General features: G+C 74.8%; 12 protein-coding genes. 11 read left to right on the forward strand and 1 reads right to left on the reverse strand.

Features of this window, described 5'->3' with window-relative positions; genetic code table 11:
- Positions 1–4: 4 nt before the first annotated feature.
- From ACGH7X_RS13665 to ACGH7X_RS13705, 9 genes are all read left to right on the forward strand, one after another.
- Positions 5–1270 carry a 6-phospho-beta-glucosidase gene (locus tag ACGH7X_RS13665; RefSeq protein WP_399885077.1) on the forward strand — a complete coding sequence of 422 codons (1266 nt, stop codon included), beginning with the start codon at positions 5–7 and terminating at the stop codon, positions 1268–1270.
- Positions 1261–2232: an N-acetylglucosamine kinase gene (locus ACGH7X_RS13670; protein ID WP_399885079.1), complete on the forward strand. Its 972-nt coding sequence runs from the start codon at positions 1261–1263 to the stop codon at positions 2230–2232. The genes ACGH7X_RS13665 and ACGH7X_RS13670 overlap by 10 nt, the downstream gene beginning before the upstream one ends.
- Positions 2233–2394: 162 nt before the next feature.
- Positions 2395–3870, forward strand: coding sequence for a hypothetical protein (locus ACGH7X_RS13675; protein WP_399885081.1), 1476 nt, complete (start codon positions 2395–2397; stop codon positions 3868–3870).
- 59 nt (positions 3871–3929) lie between these two features.
- Entirely contained in the window at positions 3930–4976 is a 1047-nt protein-coding gene (locus ACGH7X_RS13680) for a glutamate ABC transporter substrate-binding protein (protein ID WP_399885083.1), read from the forward strand.
- Positions 4977–5035: 59 nt separating this feature from the next.
- Positions 5036–6370 (forward strand): hypothetical protein, encoded by a 1335-nt coding sequence (locus ACGH7X_RS13685; RefSeq protein ID WP_399885085.1) that lies wholly within the window; start codon positions 5036–5038, stop codon positions 6368–6370.
- 48 nt (positions 6371–6418) lie between these two features.
- Positions 6419–9169, forward strand: a complete 2751-nt coding sequence (locus ACGH7X_RS13690) for a tetratricopeptide repeat protein (protein WP_399885087.1) — start codon at positions 6419–6421, stop codon at positions 9167–9169.
- Positions 9170–10558 (forward strand): PP2C family serine/threonine-protein phosphatase, encoded by a 1389-nt coding sequence (locus ACGH7X_RS13695; RefSeq protein WP_399885089.1) that lies wholly within the window; start codon positions 9170–9172, stop codon positions 10556–10558.
- Between the two features lie 114 nt (positions 10559–10672).
- The gene (locus ACGH7X_RS13700; protein WP_399885091.1) at positions 10673–12019 is read left to right on the forward strand and encodes a VWA domain-containing protein; all 1347 of its coding nucleotides are present in this window, start codon (positions 10673–10675) and stop codon (positions 12017–12019) included.
- Positions 12020–12065: 46 nt separating this feature from the next.
- Positions 12066–13553, forward strand: coding sequence for an FHA domain-containing protein (locus ACGH7X_RS13705; RefSeq protein WP_399885093.1), 1488 nt, complete (start codon positions 12066–12068; stop codon positions 13551–13553).
- A 32-nt stretch (positions 13554–13585) separates the two neighbouring features.
- Here the strand turns inward: ACGH7X_RS13705 and ACGH7X_RS13710 are convergent, their stop codons facing one another.
- On the reverse strand, positions 13586–14560 hold the full coding sequence (locus ACGH7X_RS13710) for a methyltransferase domain-containing protein (protein WP_399885095.1): 975 nt from the start codon (positions 14558–14560) through the stop codon (positions 13586–13588).
- A gap of 88 nt (positions 14561–14648) precedes the next feature.
- Here ACGH7X_RS13710 and ACGH7X_RS13715 point away from each other — a divergent pair, with 88 nt between their 5' ends.
- Positions 14649–15062: a globin gene (locus ACGH7X_RS13715; protein ID WP_399896993.1), complete on the forward strand. Its 414-nt coding sequence runs from the start codon at positions 14649–14651 to the stop codon at positions 15060–15062.
- A gap of 197 nt (positions 15063–15259) precedes the next feature.
- On the forward strand, positions 15260–18586 hold the full coding sequence (locus ACGH7X_RS13720) for an FtsX-like permease family protein (RefSeq protein ID WP_399896996.1): 3327 nt from the start codon (positions 15260–15262) through the stop codon (positions 18584–18586).
- Position 18587: the final 1 nt, after the last annotated feature.

Here is an 18587-nt window from a genome sequence, read left to right on the forward strand (position 1 = left end):
CTGCATGAAACTCACCGTGGTCGGCGGCGGTTCGACCTACACGCCCGAACTCGTGGACGGCTTCGCCCGGTTGCGGGACACGCTGCCGGTGGAGGAGCTGGTGCTCGTCGACCCGGCCGCGGACCGGCTGGAGTTGGTGGGCGGGCTCGCCCGACGCATCTTCGCCAAGCAGGGCCACGGCGGCCGCGTGGTCACCACCTCCGACCTGGACGCGGCCGTGGACGGCGCCGACGCGGTGCTGCTCCAGCTGCGCGTCGGCGGTCAGGCCGCCAGGCAGCAGGACGAGACCTGGCCGCTGGAGTGCGGCTGCGTCGGCCAGGAGACCACCGGCGCGGGCGGCCTCGCCAAGGCGCTGCGCACGGTGCCGGTGGTGCTGGACATCGCCGAGCGGGTGCGCCGGGCCAATCCGGACGCCTGGATCATCGACTTCACCAACCCGGTCGGCATCGTGACCCGCGCCCTGCTCCAGGCGGGACACCGGGCGGTCGGCCTGTGCAACGTGGCGATCGGGCTCCAGCGCAAGTTCGCCGCGCTGCTCGGGGTGGCGGCCGCCGACGTCCACCTGGACCACGTGGGCCTCAACCACCTCACCTGGGAGACCGGCGTCCGGCTCGGCGGCCCCGAGGGCGAGGACGTCCTGCCCCGCCTGCTGGCCGAGCACGGGGACACGGTCGCCGCCGACCTGCGCCTGCCCCGGCCGCTCCTGGACCGCCTGGGCGTCGTCCCGTCCTACTACCTGCGCTACTACTACGCCCACGACGAGGTCGTCGACGAACTGCGCACCAAGCCGTCCCGGGCCGCCGAGGTCGCGGAGATGGAGCGGCAGCTGCTGGAGATGTACGGCGACCCGGCCCTGGACGAGAAGCCCGCCCTGCTCGCCAAGCGCGGCGGCGCCTACTACTCCGAGGCGGCCGTCGACCTGGCCGCCGCCCTGCTCGGCGGCGCGGGCTCCCCGTACCAGGTGGTGAACACGTACAACCGGGGCACGCTGCCCTTCCTCCCCGACGACGCGGTGATCGAGGTGCCCGCCGCGGTGGGCGGCAAGGGCACCGCTCCCCTGCCGGTGCCGGCCGTGGACCCGCTGTACGCGGGCCTGATGGCGAACGTGACGGCGTACGAGGACCTCGCGCTGGACGCGGCCCTGCGCGGCGGCCGGGACCGGGTGTTCCGGGCGCTGCTCGCCCACCCCCTCGTCGGCCAGTACACGTACGCCGAGCAGCTCACCGACCGGCTGATCGCACACAACCGGGAGCACCTGGCGTGGGCCTGACCGCAAGCCTGCTCGCCGTCGACGCGGGCAACAGCAAGACCGACGTGGCCGTAGTGACGGCCGACGGGGAGGTTCTCGCCACGGCCCGCGGCGGCGCCTTCCGGCCGCCCGCGGTGGGTGTCGAGCGGGCGGTGGACGCCCTCGCGGAGGCGGTGACGCGGGCCTTCGAGTCGGCGGGCGTCACCTCCGTCGACCACGTGTCGGCGTGCCTGGCCAACGCCGACCTGCCCGTGGAGGAGGAGCAGTTGGCCGCCGCGCTGCACGCGCGCGCGTGGGGCGCGAGTGTCGAGGTACGCAACGACACGTTCGCGATCCTGCGGGCCGGTGTCGACGAGCCCCTCGGCGTGGCCGTCGTGTGCGGGGCCGGCGTCAACTGCGTGGGCATGCGCCCCGACGGCCGCACCGCCCGTTTCCCGGCCATCGGGCGCATCTCCGGCGACTGGGGCGGCGGCTGGGGGCTGGCCGAGGAGGCGCTGTGGCACGCGGCGCGCGCGGAGGACGGTCGGGGCGGCCCGACGGAACTGGCCCGGACCCTGCCGGCGCACTTCGGGCTCGACTCGATGTACGCCCTCATCGAGGCCCTGCACCTGCGGCGCGTCGAGCCCGTGCGGCGGCACGAGCTGACCCCCGTGCTGTTCGCCACGGCGGCCGGCGGCGACCCGCTCGCGCGGTCGGTCGTGGACCGGCAGGCCGACGAGGTGGTGGCCATGGCCGCGGTCGCGCTGACCCGCCTCGACCTGCTGGCCGAAGCGGCGCCGGTCCTGCTGGGCGGCAGCGTGCTGGCGGCCCGGCATCCGCAGCTCGACGACCGGATACGGGAGCTGCTGGCGGCCCGCGCCCCCAAGGCCGTACCCCGCGTGGTGACGGCCCGGCCCGTCCTGGGCGCGGTGCTGCTGGGCCTCGACCACGTGGGCGCGGCGCCCGGGGCCCATGCGCGGGTGCGGGAGCACTTCGCCGTCTGACCCCTGTGGCCCCTCGGGGAACCGAACCGGTTCCGGTGACGTATTCATGGGCAGGGGTGGTGCGTTGCACCGGGGACGCATCAAGATCGGGTGAAGGCCGGTGCGAATGTCGGTGCGGGCAGCGATACTTGCGGCGACGGATGACCATGGGGGAGGTCAGCAGTGACTCAACCGCCGAGGGGCAGCGCGGCACCGCCGCCGGGCACGGGCGTGCGGGGCGGCCCCACCCTGCCCGCCGTACCGCCGCCGTCCGGCCCCGTGCCGGGGCAGCGCTCGGGCGGCGCGCCCGCCGCTCCCCCGTCTCCGCCCCCGCCTCCGGAGCCGCGCCGCACCGCCTTCGCCGAGGGGGTGGACCGGCTGCGCGCCGCGGCCGTCACCGAGCCGGGGCGGCTGCGCATCATCGGCGCGCTGCTGGCCGTGCTCGTCGTCGCGTTCGGCGCCGTCACCGCGTGGCAGATGAACGAGCGGTCCACGGCGGCGGACGACGTGCTGACCCGCAGCCAGCCGCTCAGCTCGGCCGCGGCCGACATCTACCGCTCCCTCGCCGAGGCCAACACCGCGGCCTCCAGCGGCTTCCTCGCCGGCGGCCAGGAGACGAAGGACTCCCGCACCCGGTACGACCGCGGGATCAGCGCGGCCGCCGAGGGGCTCGTGACGGCCGCCGCCAACTCCGAGCCGAAGTCGCCGGCCGCGACGACCATCGCCAAGCTCAACCGCCTGCTGCCCGAGTACAAGGGCCTGGTCGAGCGCGCCCGCATCTACAACCGGCAGGGCTTCCCGGTCGGCGGCGCCTATCTGCGCTACGCCAACGAGAAGATGCAGAAGGAGATGCTCCCGGCGGCGGAGGACCTCTACAAGAAGGAGAACCAGCGGCTGAGCGCCGACTACGGCGACGCCAAGCCCTACCCCTGGGCGGCGATCGCCCTCGGCGTCGTCCTGCTCGCCGCACTGGCCTGGGCCCAGCTCCGCAACTACCGGCGCACCAACCGCGTCCTGAACCACGGCCTGGTCGCCGCCACGACCGCCGCCACGATCGTGCTGCTCTGGCTGGTCGTCGGCCACAGCGTCGCCCGGTCGAACCTGACCGACTCCTACGAGCACGGCGTGCGCTCCCTGAACGCGCTGAACGAGGCCCGCATCGCCTCCCTCAAGGCCCGCGGCAACGAGAACCTCACCCTGGTCTCCCGCGGCGCGGAGACCACGAAGGTGGGCGACAAGACGTACGACTCCTACGATCTGGCCTTCGGCAAGAACATCGACGCCCTCGGCAAGGCGCTGGCCGAGGCGGGGCGGTTCGCCGACGACAAGGCCGGCGAGCAGCCGGTCGACACGGCGAACGGCAACATGACGGAGTGGAAGAAGCGGCACACCTCGGCCCGTGAGCAGGACGAGAACGGCAACTACCAGCAGGCCCTGGACCTGGTGATCGGCGGTGACGGCGCCACGGTCGAGTGCTTCGACGGCGTCGACGAGGCACTCGCCACCGCACTCGAGCACGAGAAGAAGGAGTTCCAGCAGGCGGCGGGCGACGGCCTGGACGCCATGGGCTACCTGCCGGAGGGCGCCGGGGTACTCGCCGCGCTGGGTGCGGCCGGCGCGCTGCTCGGCATCGGCCGCAGGCTGTCGGAGTACCGGTGAAGCGGGGTGCGGGCCGGGCGGGCCGGCGGGAAGGGGTACCCGTGGAAGGAGGCGTGAGGATGCGCGCGGGACGGTTGCGGACCGGTCTGAAGGGCTGGGGCGGTGTCGGGGCGATGGCGTTCGCCTGCGTCCTCGCGGTGCTGTCGGCCCTGCTCCTGCCGACGGTCCGCTCGCACGGCGAGGGCGGCGGTGAGGACGGCGGCCACGGCGTCGCCCACGGCACCCGGACGCGGGCCGCGCAGGCGTGCACGGACCCGGAGAAGCAGACCCTCTCCCCGTCCGGGGACGACGGCCCCACCATCGCCGAGATCCGCGGCCGCGAGGGCGAGAAGCGCAAGCTGATCGTCGGCATCGACCAGAACAGCTACCGCTGGGGCTACCGCGACCCGAACCGCGGCGGGGACGCGGAGCTGGAGGGCTTCGACATCGACCTCGCGCACCGGATCGCGAAGGACATCCTCGGCGACGAGAACGCCGTGCAGTTCAAGGCGATACCCACCAACCAGCGTGAGCCGGCGATCCAGGACGGCCGGGTGGACATGGTGGTCCGCACCATGACCATCAACTGCGACCGGCTGGAGAAGGTCGCGTTCTCCGCCCCGTACTTCAAGACGGGCCAGCAGCTGCTGGCGCCCAAGTCCTCGCCGATCACCGGCTACGACGACACCCTGGCCGGCCAGAGGATCTGCACGGCGGCGGGCTCGACGGCGCTGAGCACGCTGGAGCAGGACCAGAAGGACGGCACGCTCGCCGCCGACGCCGACCTGGGCACCACCGTGCCCAACCAACTGGACTGCCTGGTAAGGCTCCAGCTCGGTGACGTCGACGCGGTCGTCACCGACGGCGCGCTCGCCGCGAGCCAGGCCGCGCAGGACCCGACGGTCGAGCTGAAGGGCGACGCCTTCACCACGGAGTACTACGGCGTGGCTATGAAGAAGGACGCCGACGATCTGGTACGCCGGGTCAACCGGATCCTCGTCGAGTGGCGTGCGGACGAGGCCGACGGCTGGCAGCAGTCGTACGAGCACTGGCTGTCGGAGACGATGGGTGACGACTGGCAGAAGTCGGAGCCGCCGACACCGCCGCAGTACCTGCGCAAGAGCTGACCGAAGGCCGCACCGCAGGCGAAGAGCACAGGCAAGTCCGCGACAGCGAGAGGTGATCGATGGGCGACACGGGACCCACCGGGCCGGTGATGGACCGGGACGAGGTGGACCGTGCGCTGGCGCGGCTCGGCGCGGAGCACGAGGCGATCGAGACCTCGCTCCTCGCCCTCCAGGACCACGCGGGCCGCAGACTCCTCGAGGGCGCCGAGCTGACGGGCGTCACCGTCGAGCGCTGGGCCACCGCGGAGGCGTCGATCACGCTGCTGTGGACCTACTTCGACGCGTACACGGGCGCGCTGCGCACGACCCGGGAGATCCGCTCCCGGCGCCGCTGGTCCAGCCGCGAGGACCTGGCGGAGCTGACGGAGCTGCTGCGCGGCGAGGCCGTCACGGTGGCCGGCAGCGCGGCCGCCACCGCCAACGCGCCCACCCCGCACGGCGGTCCGGGCCGGCTCAGCGAGCGGTATTCGCTGGTGACGCTGGTGGAGCGGATGAACCAGCTGTACGCGACCTCGCTGGACATGGTGGTCGCCGCCGACGCGGTGTGGTCGGCGCTGCCCGCCCGGATCGATTTACTCGCCGCCGAGCTCCAGCGCACCCGCAAGCTCGCGCACTCCGTGGGCGTGCGCCCCGGCGAGCACCCGGCCGGCGACGACCTGGAGCGGATCACCCGCACCCTGACGCGGCTGCGCGAGCGGGTGGTGTCCGACCCGCTCGCCTTCTGGCTGCCGGCGCAGGGCAGTTCGGCACCGGGCGGCGGCCGTCCCGACACCACGGTGTACGACCGGGAGGCACGCGCCCTGGAGGAAGTGCGCCGCGAGATCGACGCGGTGCTGGCCGTGCGCCAGGACGCCGAGCAGCGGATCGTGCGGCTGCGGGACGTGCTCTCCCGCGCGGACCGCACGCTGGCCGAGGCCCGCACCGCGCGCGGCGAGGTGCTGGCGAAGATCGCCGCGACGGAGGTGCCGGTCGTCGGCGGGCCGCCGATCGTGCTCCAGGAGCAGCTGGCGGCGGCCGCCGAGTACCGCAGGCACGCCCAGTGGCACCGGCTGTCGCCGCTCCTGGAGTCCCTGGAGGAGAAGGCGGAGGACGAACTGCTGCGCGCCCGGGAGTCGTTGACGGCGGTCACCGCGCCGCTCGCGGTCCGTGCCGAGCTGCGCGGCCGGCTCGACGCGTACAAGGCGAAGATGGCCCGGCTGGGCCACGCCGAGGATCCGGAGCTGGTCGAGAAGTACGAGAAGGCGCGGCGCATGCTGTGGAGCGCGCCCTGCGACCTGCGCGTCGCCGAGCAGGCCGTCCTGCGCTACCAGCACGCGGCGGCCGAACTGCTGGGCTCCGCACGGCGCGTGCCCGGCCAGGGCGGCCCGGTGGACCGGACGGGGCCCGGCGCATGAGCGACAAGACGGGGTCCGGCGCACGAAGGACGAGGGGGAAGCAGCGTCATGAGTGAGGCAGGGCGGACGTGTCAGCGTCCCGGCTGCGACGGGGCCTACGAGGACATGGGCGGCGGCGAGCTGTACTGCGACACGTGCGGTCTCGCGCCGGTCGTCGCCGCGGGCGGCATGATCGGCTCGACCCCGACCGGCGTCACCGGGGGCGGGGGCTCGCGCGGGTCCTCGGGCAGCGGGAGTTCCCGCTCCAGCGGCCGCAGTTCGCGTACGTCGTCCCAGTCCTCACGCTCGTCGAAGTCGCGGCGCTCGGTGTCGGGGCGGCTCTCGCGAGCGGTCTCGGGCCGGTCCACGGGGCGTTCGGTGTCGGTGCGCAGCTCCGGTTCGGGCGCGGGTTCCACCGGGCGCGGGCGCCTGGGCGTCGGCCTCGTCGAGGTGCCCGCGGTCCCGCGGCCCGACCCGCGTGCGATGGTCATGGACCATCCCGAGGTGCCCGAGCGCAAGCGGTTCTGCTCGCGTTCGGACTGCGGGGCGCCGGTCGGGCGGGCCCGCGGGGAGCGGCCGGGCCGCACGGAGGGCTTCTGCACCAAGTGCGGTCACCCGTACTCGTTCGTGCCGAAGCTGAACGCCGGGGACGTCGTGCACGGCCAGTACGAGGTGGTGGGCTGTCTCGCGCACGGCGGGCTCGGCTGGGTCTACCTCGCCGTCGACAAGGCGGTCTCCGACCGCTGGGTGGTCCTCAAGGGCCTGCTGGACACCGGCGACCAGGACGCGATGGCGGCGGCGATCTCCGAGCGGCGCTTCCTCGCCGAGATCGAGCACGCCAACATCGTGCGGATCTACAACTTCGTCGAGCACCTCGACCAGCGCACCGGCTCCCTCGACGGCTACATAGTGATGGAGTACGTCGGCGGCAAGTCGCTCAAGGAGATCGCCAACGCCCGGCGCTCCCCGCAGGGCCGGCGCGACCCGCTGCCGGTCGAGCAGGCCTGCGCGTACGGCATCGAGGCGCTGGAGGCGCTCGGCCACCTGCACAGCCGCAAGCTGCTGTACTGCGACTTCAAGGTCGACAACGCCATCCAGACCGAGGACCAGCTCAAGCTGATCGACATGGGCGCGGTCCGCCGCATGGACGACGACGAGTCGGCCATCTACGGCACGGTGGGCTACCAGGCCCCGGAGGTCGCCGACGTCGGCCCGTCGGTGGCGTCCGACCTGTACACCGTCGGCCGCACCCTCGCCGTGCTGTCGTTCGACTTCCAGGGCTACACCACCGTCTACGCCGACTCGCTGCCGGACCCCGACAGCATCGAGGTCTTCCGGCACTACGAGTCGTTCTACCGGCTGCTGGTGCGGGCCACCGACCCCGATCCGGCCCGCAGATTCGCCTCCGCGCAGGAGATGGCGGAGCAGCTGACGGGGGTGCTGCGCGAGGTGGTCTCGCTCCAGACGGGCCGGGCCCGGCCCGCCGTGTCCACGCTGTTCGGGCCCGAGCTCCGGGTGACGGACACGGAGTTGTTCCCGCGGCTGGACGGCGAGGTGTCGCGGCTCGGGGCCCGGGTGGCCCCTGCCAAGCGACGCGGCGCCGCGTCGCCGCCGGGCGGCGCGGGCACCGGTCCGGCCCTGCCGGGCGGGGCGGGGCCCGCCGTGGGGGCGCCGGGCGGGACCGTCGCGGTCGCCGGACCGGACGGCGGCCCGGTCGCGGGCGGCGGTACGGGCACGGGTGCCGGGCCGGTCGGCGGCGCGGCCGCGGTGGCGGGGGCGAGCGCCTCGCTGGCCGGTGCCGTGAGTTCCGTCGGCGGTGTTGAAGGTGCGGGAGGTGTCCCTGGTGTCGGCGGTGTCGGCGGTGGGGCCTCCGGCCTGGTCAAGTCGGCCGACGCGCCCACCGCATCCCTCGCGCTGCCGGTCCCCCGGGTCGACGCCGGTGACCCCAACGCGGGTTTCCTGGCGGGCCTCATGGCGTCCGCGCCGGGCGAGCTGCTGACCGCGCTGGCCGCCGCGCCGGCGCCGTCGACCGAGACACGGCTGCGGCAGATCCGCGCCCGGCTGGAGAACGGCGACGCGACCGGCGCGCTGGAGGGCCTGGAGACGCTGGAGGGCGAGCGCCCCGACGACTGGCGGGTGGTCTGGTACCGCGGTCTCGCCGCGCTGGTGACCGGCGACCACGAGGACGCCGCGCTGGCCTTCGACGCGATCTACGACGCCTTCCCCGGCGAGATCGCGCCCAAGCTGGCGCTCGGCCTGTGCGCGGAGGTGCTGGGGCAGCTCGACAACGCCGCCGAGTACTACCGGCTGGTGTGGTCCTCCGACCCGAGCCATGTCAGCGCGGCGTTCGGGCTGGCCCGGGTCCAGCTCGCCGGCGGCGACCGGGGCGGCGCGGTACGCACGCTGGAGTCGGTGCCGGAGTCGTCCGTCCACTGCACCGGCGCGCGCGTGGCGGCCGTACGGGCGCGGCTGCGGCAGCGCACCGCGGCCGCGGGCGACCTGGCGTTCCTGGACGATCTGATCGCCGCCGCGCGGCAGGTCGAGGCGCTGGACGTGTACGGTCTGGATCCGGCACGGCGCGAGCAACTGTCGGCCGAGGTCCTCGGTTGCGCGCTGGACTGGGTACTCTCCGGAGGTCGGGGTTCCGTCCCTCCCGCCGCCGGGGGACGGACGCTGCTCGGCAGCGGCCTGGACGAACGCGGCCTGCGTTTCGGCCTGGAGCGTTCGTACCGCACGCTGGCCCGGCTGGCGCGGGGCGGCGAGGAGAGGATCGACCTGGTGGAACGTGCCAATCGTTACCGCCCCCGGACGTGGGTGTAGTTGATGTCGCAGATGCCCCAGCAGGCCGCTGTGCGGAAGTGCCCGAGCTGCGAGGAACCCCTCGAGTCGGGTGACCGGTACTGCGGTGCGTGCGGATACGACCTGTCCGTCGTGCCCGCGCGGCCCGAGGACAGCCCCACCATCGCCATCAACGGCGCGATGGCCGCCGCCCCGGAGCCCGCCCCGGAGCCCGCAGCGGAGCCCGCTCCGGACGGCGTGGACTGGCCCGTGGCCCGGGATTCGGACGGCCACGGCCGCCCCGCCCCGGTGCACGCCGCGGCCGAACTGCCGGGCACCGACTCGGGCGGCTCCCCGCTGCCGCCGGCACCGCCGGCCCCGCCCGAGGCACCGCCGGAACCGTCCCCGGCCGGCGTGCGGTTCGACCGGCCGAGCGAGCCCGACGAGTACCCCTTGCAGGCGCCCGACCCGCGGCTGACCGCCGAACAGGCGGCCCCCGCCGAGCCGGCGGCGGCCGAGAAGGTGTGCGTGGCCTGCCGCGCGGGCCGGGTCGACGACGACGGCTACTGCGAGAACTGCGGGCACGCCCAGCCCCGCGAACGCGACCACATGGAGCAGGAGTCGGGACCGATCGCCGCCGTCAGCGACCGCGGCCTGCGCCACCACCGCAACGAGGACGCGTTCTCCGTGGGCTGCACCGCGCTGCCCGACGGCGCCCCCGCGTCCGTGGCGATCGTCTGCGACGGCGTGTCCTCGGCGACCCGCCCCGACGACGCCTCCCTCGCCGCGTCGCGTGCGGCCGGCGAGCTGCTGCTGACCGCCCTGCCGCGCGGCACGCACCCGCAGCAGGCCATGCACGACGCCATCCTCGCCGCCTCGCACGCCGTCAACGCCCTGGCCGACGAGCCCGCCACCGCCCGCGAGCAGGCCCCGCACCAGAACGCGCCCGCCTGCACCCTGGTCGGCGCCGTCGTCACCGCCGGACTGCTGGTCGTCGGCTGGGTCGGCGACAGCCGCGTCTACTGGGTGCCGGCCGACCGCGCCACCCCACCAGCCCGGCTCACCGAGGACGACTCGTGGGCCGCGCAGATGGTCGCCGCGGGACTGATGAACGAGGCCGAGGCCTACGCGGACGAGCGCGCCCACGCGATCACCGGCTGGCTGGGCGCCGACGCCTACGAACTCGAACCGCACACCGCGTCCTTCAAGCCGGACCGGCCCGGAGTGGTCGTGGTCTGCACGGACGGTCTGTGGAACTACGCGGAGTCCGCCGAGGAGATGGCCGAGGCCATGCCCCTGGACGCCGCCGCCCGCCCGCTGCACAGCGCCCGCGTTCTGGTCGGCCACGCCCTGGACGGCGGGGGCCACGACAACGTAACAGTGGCCCTCGTGCCGTTCCCGGCCCCGCCCCAGGGGGCAGGATCGGCCTGAGGCCCCCGCACGGGTTCAGGTGGAGGGGCGGCCTCGCGGACCGCAGGGGGCGGTCCGCACCAGCAAGCCAAGACCCCCACCGCTGTGGGGACGTAGAGGGGGATGCGATCCGGCATGGCCAATTTCTCGAAGTCGAACGTGCCGCAGTTCGCGGTGGACGTCTACCAGAACGAATACCTGCCCGAGGGCGGCCGTGAGGTCAACGCCATCGTGACGGTCACCGCGACCGGCGGCGGCACCATCGGGAGCGCGGTCGCCGCGCCCCACCTGTACGCGCCGGGCCAGGGCCCGTCCGCCGCCGTGGCGTTGATGGTCGACTGTTCGGGCTCGATGGACTATCCGCCGACCAAGATGCGCAACGCCCGCGACGCCACCGCCGCCGCGATCGACACCCTGCGCGACGGCGTGCACTTCGCCGTGGTCGGCGGCACCCACGTGGCCAAGGAGGTCTACCCGGGCGGCGGCCGGCTCGCGGTCGCCGACGCGGCCACCCGGGAGCAGGCCAAGCAGGCGCTGCGCAGGCTCAGCGCGGGCGGCGGCACCGCCATCGGCACCTGGCTGCGGCTGGCCGACCGGCTGCTGTCCACCGCGGACGTCGCCATCCGGCACGGCATCCTGCTCACCGACGGCCGTAACGAGCACGAGTCGCCCGAGGACCTCAAAGCGGCGCTCGACGCCTGCGCCGGGCGTTTCACCTGCGACGCCCGTGGCGTGGGCACCGACTGGGAAGTGAAAGAAGTCACAGGGATCGCCTCGGCGTTGCTCGGCACCGCCGACATCGTCGCCGATCCGGCGGGCCTGGCCGCCGACTTCACGCAGATGATGGAGACGGCCATGGGCAAGGAGGTCTCGGACGTCGCGCTACGCCTGTGGACCCCGGTCGGCACCACGGTGAAGTTCGTCAAGCAGGTGGCCCCGACGGTCGAGGAGCTGACCGACCGGCGCACCGAGGCGGGGCCCCGGGCCGGGGACTACCCCATCGGTTCCTGGGGCGACGAGTCCCGTGACTACCACGTCTGCGTGGAGGTACCGGCCGCGGACCTGGGCCAGGAGATGCTGGCCGCCCGGGTGTCCCTGGTCATCCCGGAGCCCGACGGATCCGTCCAGAACCTCGGCGCGCAGGGTCTCGTACGGGCCGTGTGGACGGACGACATGACGGCCTCCACGTCGATCAACCCGCAAGTCGCCCACTACACCGGGCAGGCAGAACTGGCACAAGTCATCCAACAGGGGCTGGATCTGCGCAAAGCGGGAGACATCGACGGAGCAACGGCCAAACTGGGCCGCGCGGTTCAGCTCGCCGGGGTCTCCGGAAACGCGGATACGGCGAAACTGCTTGCGAAGGTGGTGGACGTGGTGGACGCGGCGGCAGGTACTGTGCGACTGAAAGCGAAGGTCGAGGAGGCCGACGAGATGACTCTCGAGACCCGGTCGACAAAGACTGTTCGTGTAAAGAAGTGACGCAGGACAACAGCGCGACAAGCCCGCAAGAGAGGGAAGCTCCGACATGCCGACCTGCCCGAACGGACACCAGTCGGGTTCCGACGACTGGTGCGAGGTCTGCGGTCACCGCATGGCCGGTGCCGTGCCGCCCCCTCCGCCGCCACCGCCTCCCGGCGGCGGTTACGGCTTCCCGCCGCCCGGTGGCCCCGGCGGCGGTCCCGGTGGTCCGGGCGCCGAGCCGCAGCTGTGCCCGCAGTGCCGCACGCCGCGTGAGGGCGGTGCGCCGTTCTGCGAGGAGTGCCGGTGGAACTTCCTGACCAACACGGCCACCTCGTACACCCCGGCCGCCCCGCGCCCCCCGGCGCCCGGCGGTGCGGCACCGCACTTCCAGCCGCCGCCGGCGGGTCCGTCGTACGGCGGCGGTGACTCGTACGACTACCAGGGCTCCCGCCCGTCCCAGATGAACCGTCCCGCCGAGCCGATCCCCCCGGGCCCGCCCTTCGGCGGCGACCCGTCGGGTCGCGGCGGTCCGGCCGGTCCCGGTGGCCCGGGCGGGCCTGTGGGCGGCCCCGGTGGTCCGGCGGGCGGCCCGGGCGGTCCCTACGGTCCTGGTGGTCCCGGCGGTCCGAACGGCCCCGGCGGTCCCGGTGGCCAGGGCGGTCCCGTCGGTCCCGGCGGCTTTGGCGGCCCCGGTGGGCAGGGCGGCCCCCACGGTCCCGGTGGTCCTGGTGGTCCTGGTGGTCCTGGTGGCCCGAACGGTCCCTCCGGTCCGCCGGCCCCGCCCGGTTTCGGCGGCGACCCGTCGCGTCCGGTTCCGCCGCCGCCCGGGCCCGTTGCGCCTCCGCCCGGTGGCCCCGGTGGCCCCGGCGGCCCCGGCGGTGCGCCGCAGGGGTACCAGTCCGGTCCGCCGGCCCCGCCCGCCTTCCCGCAGGAGACCAACCGTCCGCAGCAGGGCGGCCCGTCCTTCGGCGGCGGTGAAGACGACTGGGTGCTCTCGCCCCCGTCGTCCACCGGACCGGGAGGACAGGGCGGCCCGCACGGCCCGGGTCCGGCCCAGGGCGGCGGCTACGGCTACCCGCAGCCCGGCGCCACCCAGGCCCCGCCCGGCCAGGGCTTCCCGCAGCAGCCACAGCAGCCGCAGCAGCCGATGACCTGGTCGGCGACCATCGGTCCCGACCGCGAGTACTTCATGGCGATGATGCACCGCTCGGGGCCCGAGGCCGCGGGCCTGAACCTGCCCGCGTACTCGCCCGAGCAGCAGCGCGCGCTCACGGGCAACCAGATCACCATCGGCCGCCGCCGGCACTCCACCGGCGACACCCCGGACATCGATCTGGCCGTGCCGCCGGAGGACCCGGGCGTCTCGCACCAGCACGCGGTGCTGGTGCAGCAGCCGGACGGCAGTTGGGCGGTCGTCGACCAGAACTCGACGAACGGCACGACGGTCAACAACGGCGAGGAGCCGATCCAGCCCTTCGTGCCGGTGCCGCTCCAGGACGGCGACCGGGTGCACGTCGGCGCCTGGACGACGATCACGATCCGCCGGGGCTAGCGCGACGGCGCGGCAGACGTTCGTTCCGCGCGTCAGGTGAACGGCCAGGCGTACGGGCCCTCGGGGTCGTCCAGCCACGCCCAGGCCCGTTCGCCGCGGACGGTGATGCCGTAGCGCTCCCGGCGCGGGGCGTCCTCGCGCTCCCACAGCGCGTAGGCCTCCTGCGGGTCGAGGCTGCCCCGGCTCAGCGCCAGCAGGAAGCGGAACAGGTCGTCGTCCCGGGCCCGGCGCGGCACTCCGCCCAGGCCCGGCGTCTGGGGCTCGGAGCGGTCCGCGCCGCGCAGCGGCACGAAGTACGCGGGCGTGCGCAGGAAGCGCCCCTCGGCGTGCCCGGCGTCGCGGACGGTGAGCGCGACGAGGCCGGTGGCGAGCGGGGTCAGGATCCGGCCGCCGGGGCGGCACTGGGCCAGCCAGGCGCGCGGCACCGAGGACAGCGTGCAGGTGGCGAGGATCCGGTCGTAGGGAGCGCGTTCGGGAACGCCGCGGGCGCCGTCCCCCGTGACGACGGCCGGGTGGTACCCGGCGCCGGCCAGGTGCCGGCGGGCCGACTCGGTGATCTCGGGGTCCAGGTCGACGGTGGTGACCAGGCCGTCGTCGCCGAGCCGGTGGGCGAGCAGGGCGGCGTTGTAGCCGGTGCCCGCGCCGATCTCCAGGATCCGGTCGCCGTCCCGCACGTCCAGCTCCACCAGCATCATCGCCATCAGCGAGGGCTGGCTGCTGGAGGAGAGCAGTTCGCCGTCGCGCATCCTGGTCGCCAGCGGGGCGTCGGTGTAGGCGCCGCGGATCCAGTGCTCACGGGCGCCTGGGTCGGGGTGCTCGCCCCACCGGCGTTCGTAGCCGCCCCGGACGCCGACGTAGTAGTACGGCACGAAGAGGTGGCGCGGGACCGCCAGGAACGCCTCCCGCCACACCGGGTCGGCGCTCCAGGCGCCGCTCAGCTCGATCTCCCGCACCAGCTCCGCCCGCGCGGAGGCGGCGAGGGTGTCCAGATCCTCGTACCCGCCCATGTCTCCACAGTACGGGCCGGGCGGGCCGCGGGCAGGGTCCCCGGGCGGGGTCCTAGGTCTTGAGTCCTATGTCCCCGTGTCTGAGACCATGGACGGCGTGAACGAGATTCGGCGCGGCACGCTTCAGGAGCAGACCTTCTACGAGCAGGTCGGCGGGGAGGAGACCTTCCGCCGGCTCGTCCACCGTTTTTACCAGGGGGTCGCCGAGGACCCGATTCTGCGGCCGATGTACCCCGAGGACGACCTCGGTCCGGCCGAGGAGCGCTTCACGCTGTTCCTGATGCAGTACTGGGGCGGCCCGACGACGTACAGCGACAACCGCGGCCATCCGCGGCTGCGGATGCGGCACGCCCCCTTCGTCGTCGACCAGGCCGCGCACGACGCCTGGCTGAAGCACATGCGGGTCGCGCTCGACGAGCTGGGCCTGTCCGAGGAGCACGAGCAGACGCTGTGGAAGTACCTGACGTACGCGGCGGCCTCGATGATCAACACCCCTGGCTGATCCCTGCCTGATCCCTGCTGACCGGGCCTGGATGACGGGCGCATTCCGGTCATCCGACGCCGGAATCCGGTCACAATCCGGTCAAGTCCACGTCCCAAGCGCTTACTTCCGCACCTCCTCCTCTGACAACATCCGGAGAGGTCTGGACAACAGGGGCGGGGGGCCGGGTGGCGGGGTACGGGGGGCTCGTGGGGTTCGTGCTGCTGCGGGCGCGGGCGCACCGCCTGCTGCTCGCCGCCGCCCTGCTCACCGTGCTGCTGACCACGACGGTGCTGGCCACCCTCACCGCCTACTCGGGCGCCATCGGCGACGCGGCCCTGCGGCACGCCCTCGCCGACTCGCGCACCGGGGCCGAGGCCGCGCTGGTCGTGAAGGCGGACGTACCGGTCGAACAGCGGGCGGCGGCCGACGCCACCGTGCGCGAGGGCGCCGAGAGGACCTTCGACGGGCTGCCGCGTACGGTACGGACCCTGGTGCGCTCGGGCCCGTACGCGCTGCCGGACTCCCTGCGGCCCCCGACCGAGCGGTCCGACGACCCCGATCTGACGTACTTCGCGGCGCTCGACCCGTCGCAGGTCCGCGTCGAGGGGCGCATGCCCGTGGCCGGGGACGCCGGCGGGACGGTCGAGGTGGCGGTGCCCGTGGCCGCCGCCGAGCGCACCGGCGTCCGTCCCGGCGACCGGTTCACGCTCACCGACCGGCTCGACGGCCCGGCCGTCCGCGTCGTGGTGAGCGGCCTGTACCGGCCGGTCGACACCGGGTCGCCGTACTGGGGCCTCGACGACCTGGCCGGGCGCGGCGTCAAGGAGGGCGGCTTCACGACGTACGGGCCGCTGCTGGCCCCGCCCGGCGCGCTGAGCGGCGGACGGGTCAGCGCGGGCTCCTCCGGATGGCTGGTCACGGCGGACTATTCGTCGCTGACGACCGGACGGACCGACGCCTTGCGGGAGGCGGCGCGGGACGGCGTGGCGTGGCTGCGCGAGCGGCCGGTGCTCAGCGGCACCACCGCGGCGACGACGGAACTGCCCACGATCCTCGACCGTCTCGACCGCTCGCTGGTGGTCTCCCGTTCCACGCTCCTCGTCATCGCGCTCCAGCTCGTCCTGCTCGCGGGCGGCGCGCTGCTCCTCGTGGCACGGCTGCTGAGCGTGGAGCGCGCGGGCGAGCTGCGGCTGCTGCGGGCCCGCGGCGCCTCCCGGGCCCGGCTGGCGGCGGGGTCCGCGCTGGAGGCGCTGCTGCTGGCCGTGCCCGCGCTGATCTGCGCGCCGCTGCTCTCCGGACCGCTGATCCGGCTGCTGGCCGGGCAGGGGGCGCCGGCCCGGATCGGCCTCGGCTGGGAGCCGACGGCCCTCGGCAGCGGCACGGTGTGGCTGGTGGCGGCGGTCGCGGCCCTCGGGTGCACCCTCGCCGTGACGCTGCCGGCGCTGACCCTGGCGCCGGAGGCCCGCGGCCGGACCCGGGCGCTGCCGGGCTGGCTGCGCGCCGGCGCGGACGTGGGCCTGCTGGTGCTCGCCGGCATCGCCTACTGGCAGCTGGACCAGCAGACCTCCGCCGACGGCACGGGCGAGGCCCGGGACGCGGGCACTCTGGGGATCGATCCGCTGTTCGTGGTGACGCCGACGCTGGCGCTGCTGGCCGGGACGGTGCTGGCGCTGCGGCTGCTGCCGCTGGTGGCGCGGCTCGCGGAGCGCAGGGCGGCGAGCGGGCGCGGGCTGGCCGCGGCGCTGGCCGGCTGGCAGCTGAGCCGGCGTCCGATGCGCGGGGCGGGCCCCGTACTGCTGCTGGTGCTCGCCGTGGCGCTCGGCACGATGGCGGTCGGCCAGGGCGCCTCGTGGTCCCGTTCGCAGGACGACCAGGCCGACTTCCGCACGGGCGCGCCGATACGGATGCAGGCCTCCGGCACGACGGGCCCCGGCCGCACCGACCGGATAGCGGACGTCACCGGCGTACAGGAGGTCGCGCCCGCGGCCCGGTCCGAGGTCTCGCTGTCCGGCGACCGGACGGCGACCGTGCTAGCGCTGGACACCTCGCACGCGGCGGACATGATGCTGATGCGGCCGGACCTGGCCGACGAGTCACCGCGCGGGCTGCTGGCGGGGATGGCGCCCGAGCAGCCGTCGAAGGGCGCGAAGATCCCGGCCGGGACGGCCGGGATCGCGCTGACGGCGACCCTGACCGTCCCGGACGCCGGCTCCCCCTCCGGCTCCTCCTCCGACGCGGCTTCCGGCCCGACATCCGGCCCGACTTCCGGCCCGTCCTCCGGTCCGTCCTCCGCCGACTCGCGGTCGGCGGACGTGACGGTGACCGTCGAGGACCGCTGGGGCACCCCGTACCGGCTGGAGGCCGGTTCGCTGGCCGCCGACGGCCGGGAGCACACGCTCGCCATGGACGTCTCCGGCGGACCGTTCACCCTGACCGGCGTCGAGTCCACGGTGGTCCAGCCCACGGGCCGGGGAGAGGAACACCGCCTGACCGTACGGCAGGTGACGGCCACGACCGCCGACGGGACCGTACGGCCGGTGCCGCTGCCCGACGCCTGGACGGCCGGGTCGGAACTGTCGCCCGCGTCGATCGCGCCGGGCGCGAGCGGTGCCCCGTCCACGCCGCGTGTGCCGGCTTCCGGTCCGCTCGCCGTCGAGTACGACACGGGCGTCTCGGCCAATCCGCAGATCACCACGCTGACCGTGCGGCTGCGGGTCGCGCAGCCGAAGCCGGCCGAAGTGACCGCCGTAGCGACCGACCGTTTCCTCGACTCCGCGGGCGCCCGCACCGGGCAGCGCGTCACGGTGCTGATCGGCGCCCACGACGTGCCGGTGCGGATCGTGCGCTCCGCGCGCGAGCTGCCGGGCACCGCGCCCGAGACCGCCCCGGCGCAGTCCGGCGGGGCGCTGCTGGTGGATCTGCGGGCGGTGAACCGGGTGTTGCAGGGCAAGTACGGCGCCGCCCTCGCGCCGACCGAGTGGTGGCTGGGGACCGGGCCGGGGAAGACCGGCGAGGCGGCGAAGGGCCTGCGGGCGTTCCCGGACACGGCACCGGCCCAGGTCCTGGTGCGCGACGAGGTCGCCGAGCGGCTGCGCGACGACCCGTTCGGCGCCGGTCCCGGGGCGGCGTTCGCCGCGGCGACCCTGGTGGCGGCGGCGCTGGCGGCGGTCGGCTTCGCGGTGAGCGCGGCCGGGTCACTGCGCGAGCGGGGCACCGAGTTCTCCGTACTGCGCGCCCTGGGCGCCTCCCGCCGCCGGCTGGCCCGCACGGTCGCCGTCGAACAGGGTGTGCTGACCGGCCTGGCGCTGCTGACCGGCGCCGCCCTGGGCGCGGTCCTGACCCGGGCGGTGATCCCGCTGACCGTGCTGACCCCGCAGGCCACCCGGCCCGTGCCGGACGTGCACGTGACCCTGCCGGGGGGCCGAATCGCCCTGCTGGTGGCCGGCATGGCCGTCGTCCCGCTGCTGGTCACGGCCGCGCTGGCGCTGCGCCGCACGGACACGACGGTGACTCTCAAGGAGCACGGAGGTGCCGGACGGTGAA

Origin of the sequence: Streptomyces sp. BBFR51, from assembly GCF_044591655.1 — a bacterium.
In the GTDB taxonomy this organism is placed as follows: Bacteria; Actinomycetota; Actinomycetes; order Streptomycetales; family Streptomycetaceae; genus Streptomyces.